Consider the following 12,590-nt stretch of genomic DNA (forward strand, 5'->3'; position numbering starts at 1 on the left):
CTTTTCAATCGCCACGAGGCTTTTTTTCATATGGACATGACTGTTCCTGCCGCCGATACCCTGCCGGCCCTTCATCAACACCTGATCGATCCGCATGTGCCGCAATGGCTGCGCCAGGCGCCGGCCAGCACCCACGCCGCCTTGCGCCTGGCCAGTCGCCGGGCCATGGATTTGCCCTGGCTGGCAGCCGGGCGCACGGCATTGCCCGAGGTCGTCGAGCGACTGCAGGCACAATCGGCACGGCACCACGACCTGCAACAGCGCATTGCCCCCCTGCTGGAGCGGCTGGGCACCTTGCAGGGGTTTGCCGAGCCGCGTCTGGTCAACGGCATCAAGGCGCGCTTTGGCCTGGAAGTCGATGTACGCACGACCCATCTACTGCATGCCAGCCATGCCCGCACCGACACCTCGTTCATGGGCGCGGCCAAGGACCCGCTGATCGAGGCCAACAGGGCATTGAAGGCGGCCATTCGACCGTTGCTGGACGCTGCCTTGCAGAACTTTCAGGTCGCCGACACCGAGCCTGGGGCCATGGATGAAAGCGCTGCACTCAAGGCCCGGGTGTTCGACAGCTACCAGGTCCTGGGGCCGACCGTCAGCGGCACGCCGGTGGCCATTGCCGCCCATGAGTTTGCCGCCCTGGCGCGCCTGCTGGATCTGGGCGGCCAGTACCAGGCGCACATCGATCAGGTGTTCACCGCGCAAGGTGCCGAAGACCTGCAGGCGTTCACGCGGTCGACGCTGCTGCTGGAACTGCACATCGCGCGGCTGCAGCGACGTGTCGATGCCGACACCTACCAGGCCGTGCTGGCCCTTGTGCAAGACCTGCCGGCGGCCAGCCTCGATGGCCAGCTCCTGGTTTGCAGCACCTTGCGGCTGTGGGACGTCGAGCTCGACGGGATCTTGCTGATCGGCAAGGACCGCGACCTGGCCAACACGGTCGAACCGGTGCTGGTCTATATACCCGACGACCCGGTGATGCCACTCAGGGGCTACCCATCGACCGCGGCCTTTCATGATGCGCTACGCCAACGCCTGCTGAGCCAAGACTATGCAGACTTTTTCAGCCGTTTCATTCCGGCCCGGCACCGCAGCCGCATCGTTGACACCCTGCATCGCCACCTTTATCCATCAGTGATGCGGGCCGACGGCAATCATCAGCAATGGCTGGAACAATTTGCCGACCCGCAGGCGCGCCTGCACCTGAGCGAAAGCCGCCTGAGCGGACCGCTGTTCGAAACGTTGTATAAGCGCAAGCTGGCCTTCATCAAGGACAATGCCCGCGTGCAGGGCGTGCCCACCGCCGATCAGGACCTGCGCAGTGTCGACGAACGCCTGGCCTGGTGGCGCGATCTTGCCCTCAATACCCTGAATGTCGCGGCCTTCGCCGTGCCGGTGCTGGGCGAGATCATGCTGGCGGCCACCGCCGCCCAGTTGGGCTATGAGGTGTTTGAAGGCATCGAAAGCTGGACCCGGGGCGAGCAGGACCAGGCACTGGGCTATCTGGTGGATGTGATTGAAAACCTGGCCATGACCGCCGCACTGGGCAGCGCCCTGGCCGAGGGCGGCCGACTGCCCGCGATCGAGGCACCGGAGCCGATGCGACCGCTCAGGCCGGTGACCCTGCCCGACGGCCGTACCCGCCTGTGGAAGCCGGACCTGACGCCCTTTGCCCACGACATCGTGCTGCCGGCCGGGCTGACGCCGGATGCGTCGGGCCTGGTGCCCTACCAGGGCAAGCGCTGGCTGGTGCTCGATGGCCAGCACTATTCGGTGCAGCCAGGCGCCGGCGGCCTGGGGCATGTGCTGGAGCATCCGCACAAGGCCGGGGGTTACCGGCCGGCGCTGCGCCACAACGGTGACCGGGCCTGGCTGCATGAACTCGACCAGCCGGGGCAGATGCAGGGCCTGACACTGGTACGTCGACTGGGGTATGACGCCCAGACTTATCCCGATGCCTTGATGCGCGACATCCTTACCACCTGCGACCTGCCCGACTCGGTGCTGCGCCAGGCGTTAAACGATCATCAGCGACCACCGGCCCTGCTGGCAGACACAGCCGAGCGGTTCCGGCTCGCGCATGCACTGGCCAATGATGGCGAGCGGTTCCAGCGCCGCTACCTGGCCCTGCAAACCACTGACGATGTTGCGGTGCAGGCCTTGCAAGCGCAGTTGCCGGCGCCGCTGCCGAAACCTGTGGCCGAGGAAATCCTGGCCCAGGCCAGCGCCGGGGAACGCGCGCACCTGATCGATGGCGCAGGCGTGCCCCTGCGCCTGGCCGAAGAAGCACGCCTTTATCGTCAACAGGTACGCCTGGCCCGGGCCTATGAAGGTCTGTATCTGAGCGTGGCGGCCAACCCTGATACCGACAGGCTGGCGCTGCACAGCCTGGAATACTTGCCCGGCTGGTCGGCCAATGTACGCCTGGAGGTGCGCGACGGGCATTTCCATGGCCCTTTGAGCGATAGCATCGGCGCCGAGACAGCGCCTGTTCGCAAGGTGCTGGTCAGATACCCGGACGGTTATGAACCCCGCGATGCCGACAACCTGCACCTGGACGGTCGGGACACTCTGTTCGCCGCCATCCTGCACGCCTTGCCCGATGCCCAGCGCCAGGCACTGGGGGTGGCGCATGTCAGTCAGGGTGCCGACCTGCAGGCCTTGATTCGCCAACGGCCGCTGCCGCGCCGTCAGGCGCGTAGCGCATTGGGCATGCAGCCGGTCAAGCCTGGCTTTCGCTCGCCCATGCGCCTGGCCGATGGCCGTATCGGTTATCCCCTGAGCGGCCGGGGTCATCCGGATTGGGCCTTCACCCGCGAAAGCCTGGTGGACAAGATTCGTCTGCTGGAATTTGAAGACTTCTACCCCGAAGACCTTTATGAACAGTTGCTCAAGCTGGGCCTGGATCATGCGCAGATCGACGCCCGCCTCAACACCCTGCTGGACGAACAGATGGCCTTGCGCGCCAGCCTGGCGCGGTGGAGCGAACAGAGCGCTGCCATTGTCGGGCTCGAGGCGGATACGGCGCGCCTGCAAAGCCGGACGCGCATGGCCGAAGAGATCTGGACCCACTGGCGCATGAACAGTCTGCCCGAACTGCAACGCAGCCCTTACCTGCTGGTCTTGCACACGCAGGCCCTGGAAGATTTTCCGGCGCACCTGCCGGCGTTCTTCTTCGAGCGAGTCACGCGCATGAGGCTTGAAAACGTGACGGCTCATGCCGCCGGTTCTGCCATGCAGACCTCGACGGCCAGCGGCGAGGTGCTCGAGCGCTTCTTGCGTCAGTTCTCGAACGTGCAGTCACTCGCCATGCTCCAGAACCCGCTGCCGAGCGGTTTGCAGTCACGCTTTCCCGACCTGCTGGAGCGGGTGGTGCGCAGCCTGCCGCAACTGACCGAACTGGGCCTGCCCCATCAGGGCATGTTGCTCAGCCAGGCGCAGCTGGATGTCCTGCAAGGCCTGCCCCACCTGCGCAGCCTGGACCTGTCCGGCAACCGTTTCAGCCCGTTCCAGTCGCTGGACCTGAGCTGGCTGCACGTCGACCGACTGGTGCTGGAGCGGACCGGCCTGGATCGCTGGCCCGCCTGGCTCGATCAGTTGGTTCCGGCCCGGGTCCGTGAGCTATCACTGGCTCACAATCAGATCAGCACCTTGCCGCAGGCCGTGCTGGACAATGCGCCGGCCCTGCTGCATCGCAGCCATATCGACCTGCGTGGCAACCCGCTGTCCGAAGGCACACGGCTGTGCGCCTGGCTGGGCGAACAGGCGGGCGATATGTCGTTGCGTTTCACCCTGGACATGCCCTCCTCAATGCAGCCAAACCTGGACAGAATGCTCGAAGAGCGCCACGCCCTGGTCGAGGCCATCGAGGGCTGGGTAGGCGCTTCCAGCTCGAACAGACCATTGAACGCGCAGCGCATTGCAGATCGCCAGCGCATTGGCGAGGCACTGCTTGACTACTGGCATGCCTATTCGCTGGGCACCGACCTAGACCCGCTGGTGCTGGAGTCGATCGACCTGGCGGACTTTCCTCGCCGCCTGCCGGCCTTCATGGGCAGCCGTGTGCGGGCATTGCACCTCAACCAGGTCAATGCCACCGTCGAGCAACTGGACGAACTGATCAGGCGTTTTCCGCGGCTGTCGATGTTCCAGCTCAACGGGCATGTCACGCCCTTGGTGCAATTGCCTCGCGCCCTGAGTGAGCTGCGCGAACTCAACACGCTGGGCCTGATCGACCAGGGCCTGAACGTAGACCAGTCGACCGTGGATTTCCTGGCCCGCCTGCCCGCACTGGAAATGCTGGAACTGGATGGCAACCGGCTGGGCGAGATTCATGATGTATCGGGCCTGCGTACCGGTTGCCTGCGCTGGCTGTCGCTGCGCAATACCGACCTGCAACACTGGCCGCAATGGATCCTGGATCTGCTGCCTGATCCACTGGAGGCCCTGATCCTGAGCAACAACCGGTTGCAGGACATTCCTGAAAGCTTGCTGGCCAATCCACGCAGCGATCATCAACACTGCGATATCAACCTGCTGGGCAACCCGCTGTCCCAGGAGCACATGCTGCGTGCCCATGTCTCGGAAGCCTATAACCGCACCTATTCGTTCCTGATGGACGTGTCGGAGGACATCCGCAGTATTTCCTGGCACGAACCGCATGACTCCGATTCCGATTCCGGGTCGGAATCTGACGGCTCCGGTCATCGCCATGGCGCGGCCAGGGCGCGTGACCCAGAGCCGCCGGTGGTCGGGCCCTGGCAAGGCGAGGACAGCGCCATCGCCACGGTGCGCGCAGCGACCTGGGAACGGCTGGCCGGCCACCCCGACAGCCGCCAGTTGCTGGACATGGTCGGCCAGTTGCGTCATACCGCCGACTACCGCAAGCCCGGCAGTCGTACCCAACTGATCGACCGCGTCTGGCGTGTGCTGGACGCGGCCGACCAGGACCCGGCACTGCGGGCCACCCTCGATGCAATGGCCGAGGAGCCACTGCGTCTGCTCAGCCATGACGAGACATGCCCGGATGGCGTCATCCTGGAGTTCAACCAGATGGAGGTGATGGTCTTCACCGGCCAGGCGCTGCGCGACCTGCCTGGCAACCCTGGCAGCGCACCGCTGCTGCAACTGGCTCGCCGGCTGTATCGCCTGCAGGCACTGGACGATATAGCCCGTGCACAGGCAGGTGATCGTGATGAGGCCGAAGTGCGCCTGGCTTATCGCCTGCGTTGGGCACAACGGCTGGAACTGCCGGTGCCCCCGCAGCATATGCTGTATCAGGTGCACGCCGAGCTGCGTCCGGGCGAGCTGGACAGCGCTCTGGCGCAAGTCATGGCCGGCGAGCAAGGCGACGCGTTCCTGCAGTTTGCCGCCAGCCAGCGATTCTGGACCGACTGGCTGCGCGAGCACTACGCCGAGCGCTTCGAACACCTGGAGCAAGGCTACCGCGACAGCCTGATGGTGCTGACTGAAACGGTCGAAAGCCTCAATGACCCGGCCTTCGGACAGGGCGCTCAGGATTTGCAGCGCCAGCATGAGCATGACCAGCAGGTGCTGATCAAGGCGCTGACCAACCGCGAGGCGGCGCCCAGGCCCTGACCGGCCCTGACCGGGTTACTGGGCCTGGCGGACCTGGGCTTCCAGCTCGCGAAGCAGGCCCGCGTCCAGCTTCAACTGGCGCGCCAACTCTTCCAGGTAGGCGCGCTCCATGAAGTGCTCCTGGTCGACCATGACCAGACTGGCAATGTACATCTCGGCCGCCATTTCCGGTGTACGTGCCGCGCGGGCCACTTCGGCCGGATCAAGCGGCTTGTCCAGTTCGGCATGCAGCCATTGCTGGAAATGACGATCATCGTTGAGCTTGACGAACTCGCCTTCGATCAGTTGCCGCTCGCGGTCGTCGACATGGCCATCGGCCTTGGCCGCCGCCACCAGCGCCCGCAGGATCGCCAGGCTATGCTCTTCGGCCTGGTCATCGGGCAGCCGGTCGATGGTCTGCGGCTCGCGCTGCCCGGCCTGGCCCTGGCTGGCCTGCCAGTTGTTGTAGGCCTTGTAGGCAATCACGCCCAGGGCCGCCAGGCCACCATAGGTCAATACCTTGCCGCCCATGCCACGGGCGCCCTTGCCCCTGAGCAAGCCCATGGCCCCGGCCGCCAGCGCCCCGCTGCCCGCCCCGGAAAGCAGGCCCCCCAGACCGCCGGACGATGACTTGCCGCCCCCGAGCAGGCTGCCCAGGCCACCGGCCAGGCCGCCGCTGCCGGAGCGATGCTTGCCCGGCTTGCCGCTGACTTTATCCTGCAGCATCTGCTGCCCCGACTTGAGCAATTGATCGAGTAAACCGCGCGTATTCATCTGAAATACCTTCGAACCTGAACTGGATGGTTGATTGACAAAAAACCCGCCGCTAAGTCCCGTGTGCCCCTCTGGCTGTGTGATTCGGAATGTTTCAGGTCAGCTGTGGCAAGGCAGCTCTGCTGGCGATGGCGGTGTGACAGGCGCAGCAGGTGTATAGGCCTTGCTGGCCTCATCGTCGGATCGCCGCCCGGGGCAGAGCCCCCTCCCACCAGATTGATGTCGCCCAGAATATCGGGCCTGGCACCGGACTGTGGGAGGCGGCTTGCCGGCGATGGCTGTGTGATAGGCGCAGCAGGTGTATAGGCCTTGCCGGCAAGCCGCCGCCCACAGGTTTGATGAGCGCCCCGGATCTTGTGCCAGGCACAAGACCTTGGGAGGCAGCTGTCAAAATGTCGTACGACAAGGTGCAACCCTTGCCGGCCTGTGTGGTCAATCCCTCGAACCTTCCATGACGTTCGCCGAAAAGCCGTTCTGGTCCAACCGTCACCCATCTTTGCAAGGGAGCTGCTGCACGTGACATCAAGCACTGGTTTTCCCGTCGGCAATAGCGAGGCGGCGCGGGTCATCCGGCACAAGGACTGGAGTCAAACCTCGCTGGGCCCTGCCGATCAGTGGCCGGGTGCACTGAAAACGGCGCTGCACCTGATGCTCGATTCCCCGGTGTCGATGTACCTGATCTGGGGACCGGACCTGCTGTTTTTCCATAATGATGCCTACACCCCGATTCTTGGACCGCGCACCGAGGGTGCCATAGGCATGCCTATTGCGGTGCTGTGGTCCGATGTATGGGATCAGGTCAGGCCGATGGCCGAAAATGCCCTGGCCGGCGAAACCTTTCAGGCCAATGACCTGCCGCTGACCATGGCGCGTTATGGAGAGCCTGAGCAGACCTGGTGGACGTTCTGTTTCTCGCCCCTGCGCGACGAGCACGGCCAGGTGCACGGGGTGTTCTGCTGCACCAATGAAACCACCCGCAACGTGCTGGACCGTCAGGCGCTCCAGGCTGGCGAGCTGCAGCGCCAGGCACTGATCGAGGATCTGGTGCGCCTGGAACGTCGCCAGACTGCCCGCCTTGAACAACGCACCATGGAGCTGGACACCTTTTGGGAGATGTCACCTGACCTGCTGGCGATCGTCGACTTCAATGGCTGCTTCCAGCGTGTCAATCCAGCCTGGAGCGCTCTGCTGGGCCTTGAGGCCGAAGAACTGATCGGCACCTCGATCACCGACAGACTGCACCCCGACGATGTCGAGCCCTCCCGCCACGCCCTGGCCCACGCCCAGAACCTTGAGCTGCCACTGTTCGAAAACCGCTACCAACACCGGGACGGCAGCTATCGCTGGTTCGGCTGGACGGCCGCGCCTGGCAGAGGCCTGATCTTTGCGCTGGGCAAGCACATGACCGAGGAAAAGCAACGGGCCGAGGCGCTGCGAGCCACCGAAGAAGCCCTGCGCCAGTCACAGAAAATGGAAGCCGTCGGGCAACTGACCGGTGGTCTGGCGCATGACTTCAACAATCTGCTGATGGGCGTGACCGGCAATATCGAATTGCTGCAAATGCGCATCAACCAGGGCCGCTTTGACGACCTGGGGCGTTATATCACCGGCTCCCTGGAGTCCTCGCGGCGGGCGGCAGCCCTGACGCACCGGTTGCTGGCGTTTTCCCGGCGCCAGACCCTGGCCCCGCGACCGACCAATATCGATGCGCTGGTCCAGGGCATGGCCGAGCTGGTGCAGCGCACCGTAGGGCCGGCCATCGACATGCAGGTGTCGACCACCCCCGGCCTGTGGTCCACGCAGGTAGACCCCAATCAACTGGAAAACGCCCTGCTCAATCTGTGCAACAACGCCCGGGATGCCATGCCTGATGGCGGCCGGTTGCTGATCGAGACAGGTAACCTGCCGCTGGACCCGGTGCTGGCCGAGCAGCACGAACTGCCGCCTGGCCAGTATGTGGCCTTGTGCGTCAGCGACACCGGGACCGGCATGTCGCCGGAGATCATCGGCCGCGCCTTCGATCCGTTCTTCACCACCAAGCCATTGGGCATGGGCACCGGGCTGGGTTTGTCAATGATCTACGGTTTTGCACGGCAATCGGGCGGCGATGTAAGGATTGTCTCCACGCCGGGGCTGGGCTCGAAGGTCAGCATCTACCTGCCTGTGGTGCAAGACGCACTGGCCCCTGAGCCGGCCACCGAAGCCTTGTCGGCCGGGCAGGCTCACTCGGGCAGTGGCGAAATGGTGCTGGTGGTGGATGACGAACCGGCCGTGCGCCAGCTGATGAGCGAGGTGCTGGTGGACCTGGGCTATGCGGTCTTGCAGGCCGAGCATGGCGCGGCGGCCTTGAAGGTGTTGCATCAACACCCGGCCGTTCAGTTGCTGGTCACGGATGTCGGTCTGCCAGGCGGCATGAACGGCCGGCAACTGGCCGATGCCGCGCGGCTACTGAACCCCGGTTTGTGCGTGCTGTTCGTCACCGGCTATGCCGAAAGTGCGGCATTGACCTACGACACACTGGGCAGCGGCATGCATGTGCTGACAAAACCGTTTTCGATTGCCACCTTGAATGGCTGCATTGCTCAATTGCGCACTTCGGATGCCTGACGGCAAGGGCCTGCGCCTGCCCTTGCCGCCGGCCGGTCAATCGCGCAGGTCAGACTCGTGGATCGGCTGGTCGCGATGGGTGGCACGCTGGTATTGAGCCGGCCAGACGGCCTGGCGGCTGCCCAGGTCATCGTCGGCATGCAGCGCCCAGTACGGGTCGCGCAACAGCTCACGGGCCAGCAGGATGATGTCGGCCTGGCCGGTGCGCAGGATATGCTCGGCCTGGGCCGGCTCGGTAATCATGCCCACGGTGCCGGTGGCGATGTCCGACTCCTTGCGGATGCGTTCGGCGAAGCGGGTCTGGTAGCCAGGCCCCACCGGAATCTCGGCGTGCACCGAGGTGCCGCCAGACGACACGTCGATCAGATCGACGCCCAGAGCCTTGAGCCGGCGCGCCAGCTCGACGGTTTCGTCCGGGTTCCAGCCATCCTCGACCCAGTCGGTGGCCGACACCCGCACAAACAGCGGCAACTCGGCCGGCCAGACATCGCGCATGGCGGCGGTCACCTGCAGCGTCAGGCGGATACGGTTTTCAAACGAGCCACCGTACTGATCGGTGCGCCGGTTGCTCAACGGTGACAGGAACTGATGCAGCAGATAGCCATGTGCGGCATGCACCTCGACCACCTTGAAGCCGGCGGTCAGGGCACGCCGGGTGGCCGCGACAAACGCGTCGATGACATCCTGGATGTCGCTTTCACTCAATGGCTGCGGAACGCTGTGCTCAGGGTCGAAGGCAATCGCCGACGGACCACGCGGGGTCCAGCCGCCCTCTTCGATCGGCACGTTGCCATGCTTGCCCAGCCAGGGTCGCCAGGTACTGGCCTTGCGCCCGGCATGGGCCAGCTGGATGGCTGGCACCGCGCCCTGAGCGCTGATGAAGCGGGTGATGCGCTGCAGAGGCTCAATCTGCTCGTCATGCCACAGCCCGAGGTCCTGCGGCGTGATACGGCCATCGGCAGTGACGGCCGTGGCCTCGGTGAAGACCAGCCCGGCACCGCCGACTGCTCGGCTGCCGAGGTGGACCAGATGCCAGTCGTTGGCCAGCCCGTCGACGCTGGAGTACTGGCACATCGGCGAAACCGCAATGCGATTGGGCAGTTGCAGTTGGCGCAAGGTATAGGGTTCTAGCAGCAGACTCATGGCGACCTCTCAGATTGACAGTCAGGCGTCCAGCGCTCCTGAACGGGGGCGGAAAAACCCGATACGCAGGTCAGGCGAGGCGGTGATCACCTTCACAACCTGCCCGGCAATGCGCAGCGGCTTTGCCTTTTTCTACACAGACTAGTCGACAATCCAAGGGCGCACAGCGTTCAACGCGGTGCAATATGCGTGACCAGCAGTTGCACCGTTTCGTTGCCGCGAAACTCGTTCAGGTCCAGCCGGTAGGCCACTTCGACCCAGCGAATGGTGGGGTCTGGCCAGACGTCGCGGTCCACGCCAAAAGCGATGCCATCCAGGCGCAGGCTGCCGCATTCGGTCTTGAGTACCATCTTCAGGTGCCGCTCGCCCACCACACGCTGCTCGACCAGCTCAAAGACCCCATGAAACAGCGGCTCGGGAAAATGCTGGCCCCAGGGACCGGCATTGCGCAGTGCGCGGGCCAGTTCCAGGTGAAACTCTTCCACCGCCAGGGTGCCATCGGACAACAACCGGCCGGTCAGGTCGTCTTCGGTCAATTGCCGACGCACTTCCAGGTCGAAGGCCTCGGTGAAGGCCGCCAGATTGGCCTCGGGCAGTGACAGGCCGGCGGCCATGGCATGCCCGCCGAACTTGCTGATCAGGTCCGGATGGCGGGCCGCTACCGCATCCAGCGCGTCACGGATATGAAAGCCGGGCACTGAGCGGGCCGAGCCTTTGAGCAGTCCGTCGCCGGCGCTGGCAAAGGCAATGGCCGGGCGGTGATAGCGCTCCTTGAGGCGCGAGGCCAGGATACCGATCACGCCCTGGTGCCAGTCCGGCTCGAACAGGCACAGGCCGAACGGCATGGATTCCACCGGCAGGTCCTGCAACTGCGCCAGGGCTTCGCGCTGCATGCCTTGCTCGATGCTCTTGCGGTCCTGGTTGAGTTCATCCAGTTGCACGGCCATTTCCCGCGCCAGCACCGGGTCATCGCACAACAGGCATTCGATGCCCAGGCTCATGTCGTCCAGGCGACCGGCTGCATTCAGGCGCGGACCAATGATGAAGCCCAGGTCGGTGGAGGTGATGCGTGATGGATCGCGCCGGGCCACTTCAAGGATCGCGCGCAGGCCGGGCCGGGCACGACCGGCGCGAATACGCATCAGGCCCTGGTGCACCAGGATGCGGTTGTTGGCATCCAGTGGCACCACGTCGGCGACGCTGCCCAGCGCCACCAGGTCGAGCAATTCGCCCAGGTTAGGCGGCTTCTGCTCGAACCAGCCCAGTTCGCTCAGGCGCGCACGCAGGGCAATCAGGACATAGAAAATGACCCCGACGCCGGCCAGGGACTTGCTCGGGAAGGTGCAGCCCGGCTGGTTGGGATTGACGATGGCATCGGCGGCCGGCAGCTCATGGCCAGGCAGGTGGTGGTCGGTGACCAATACCTTGAGCCCTGCGGCCTTGGCCGCTGCCACGCCCTCGACACTGGAAATACCGTTATCGACGGTCATCAGCAGTTGCGGAGTACGTTGCAGCGCCACGCTGACGATTTCCGGGGTCAGGCCGTAGCCGAATTCGAACCGGTTGGGCACCAGGTAGTCAACGTGTGCCGCCCCCATCAGCCGCAGGCCCAGCACACCGACGGTACTGGCCGTGGCGCCGTCGGCATCGAAGTCACCGACGATGAGGATTCGCTGGCGCTGCTGCAGGGCTTCGACCAGCAATTGCACCGCCGCCTCGATGCCCTTGAGCTGCTGCCAGGGAATCAGCCGCGCCAGGCCCTTGTCCAGTTCCTCGGCCGAGGCCACGCCGCGAGAGGCGTACAGGCGGGTGAGCAAGGGCGGCAGGTCGCCGAGCAAGGGCAAAGGATGAGGCAGTGGGCGGTGTTCGATGCGCATGGGTTTCCCGGGGTCTGTAAACAGGTGATTAGTCGCGGTCGCCGGTCAGCCATTGCAGCTGCACTTCGTGCTGGCCACGGTCGTCGGTGACGAAGATCGTGCCGTCGCTGATCATCACGTCCCACTTGATGACCCGTGGCATGTCTTTGGACAGGATATCCAGCGCTTCTTGCGGCACCGCGGCGATATGAACGTTTTTCAGGTTTTTCGCCACCGGCACCACCTTGCCTTCCCACACGCGCAGGCTGCCGTAGGCCAGCAGGCTGGTGCGCTCGGTGCGGCGCGAGCACCAGGTCAGGCGGTCGGCATCGGGCTGGCCGACTTCGATCCAGTGCAGCACGCGGTCATCCAGGCTTTTTTCCCACAGGGCCGGTTCGTCTACATCAGACAGGCCGCGACCGAATGCCAGTTGCTCGTCGTACCAGAGGGCGTAGGCCAGCAGGCGCACCGTCATGCGCTCTTCGGTTTCCGAAGGGTGACGGGCAATGGTCTGCTTGACGCTTTCATAGACGCTGCGGTCCAGGTCGGTCAGGTTGAGTTCGAATTTGTACGTCGTCGACGGCTGAGCCATGAACGGGCTTCCAGGACAGGATAAAGCCGGCAAGTCTACCC

The 12,590-nt window shown here is 64.6% G+C and carries 6 protein-coding genes; 2 read left to right on the forward strand and 4 right to left on the reverse strand.

Going from position 1 to position 12,590, the window contains the following annotated elements; genetic code table 11:
* The first annotated feature begins 30 nt into the window (after positions 1 to 30).
* Positions 31 to 5,598, forward strand: a complete 5,568-nt coding sequence (locus DGA31_RS22390; RefSeq protein WP_109514024.1) for an NEL-type E3 ubiquitin ligase domain-containing protein — start codon at positions 31 to 33, stop codon at positions 5,596 to 5,598.
* A 15-nt stretch (positions 5,599 to 5,613) separates the two neighbouring features.
* Here the strand turns inward: DGA31_RS22390 and DGA31_RS22395 are convergent, their stop codons facing one another.
* A complete protein-coding gene (locus DGA31_RS22395) occupies positions 5,614 to 6,351 on the reverse strand; it encodes a tellurite resistance TerB family protein (RefSeq protein ID WP_056835560.1) in 738 nt (245 codons plus the stop codon).
* 516 nt (positions 6,352 to 6,867) lie between these two features.
* On the opposite strand from DGA31_RS22395, the gene DGA31_RS22400 reads away from it, so the two are divergent.
* Positions 6,868 to 8,958 carry a hybrid sensor histidine kinase/response regulator gene (locus DGA31_RS22400; protein WP_109514025.1) on the forward strand — a complete coding sequence of 697 codons (2,091 nt, stop codon included), beginning with the start codon at positions 6,868 to 6,870 and terminating at the stop codon, positions 8,956 to 8,958.
* A gap of 36 nt (positions 8,959 to 8,994) precedes the next feature.
* On the opposite strand, the gene DGA31_RS22405 is transcribed toward DGA31_RS22400, so the two are convergent.
* The 3 genes from DGA31_RS22405 to DGA31_RS22415 form a co-directional block, all read right to left on the reverse strand.
* Complete coding sequence (locus tag DGA31_RS22405) at positions 8,995 to 10,101, reverse strand: NADH:flavin oxidoreductase/NADH oxidase (RefSeq protein ID WP_109514026.1); 1,107 nt, start codon at positions 10,099 to 10,101, stop codon at positions 8,995 to 8,997.
* A 170-nt stretch (positions 10,102 to 10,271) separates the two neighbouring features.
* On the reverse strand, positions 10,272 to 11,978 hold the full coding sequence (recJ, locus tag DGA31_RS22410; RefSeq protein ID WP_109514027.1) for a single-stranded-DNA-specific exonuclease RecJ: 1,707 nt from the start codon (positions 11,976 to 11,978) through the stop codon (positions 10,272 to 10,274).
* A 28-nt stretch (positions 11,979 to 12,006) separates the two neighbouring features.
* Positions 12,007 to 12,549, reverse strand: coding sequence for a YaeQ family protein (locus tag DGA31_RS22415; protein WP_056835551.1), 543 nt, complete (start codon positions 12,547 to 12,549; stop codon positions 12,007 to 12,009).
* Between the last annotated feature and the right edge of the window lie 41 nt (positions 12,550 to 12,590).

Source organism: Pseudomonas ovata, from assembly GCF_003131185.1.
In the GTDB taxonomy this organism is placed as follows: domain Bacteria; phylum Pseudomonadota; class Gammaproteobacteria; order Pseudomonadales; family Pseudomonadaceae; genus Aquipseudomonas; species Aquipseudomonas ovata.

Coding starts and splice junctions, on each gene's coding strand:
- DGA31_RS22405 (WP_109514026.1), bottom strand. CDS start 10,101: ATGAGTCTGCTGCTAGAACCCTATACCTTGCGCCAACTGCAACTGCCC.
- DGA31_RS22415 (WP_056835551.1), bottom strand. CDS start 12,549: ATGGCTCAGCCGTCGACGACGTACAAATTCGAACTCAACCTGACCGAC.
- DGA31_RS22390 (WP_109514024.1), top strand. CDS start 31: ATGGACATGACTGTTCCTGCCGCCGATACCCTGCCGGCCCTTCATCAA.
- recJ (WP_109514027.1), bottom strand. CDS start 11,978: ATGCGCATCGAACACCGCCCACTGCCTCATCCTTTGCCCTTGCTCGGC.
- DGA31_RS22395 (WP_056835560.1), bottom strand. CDS start 6,351: ATGAATACGCGCGGTTTACTCGATCAATTGCTCAAGTCGGGGCAGCAG.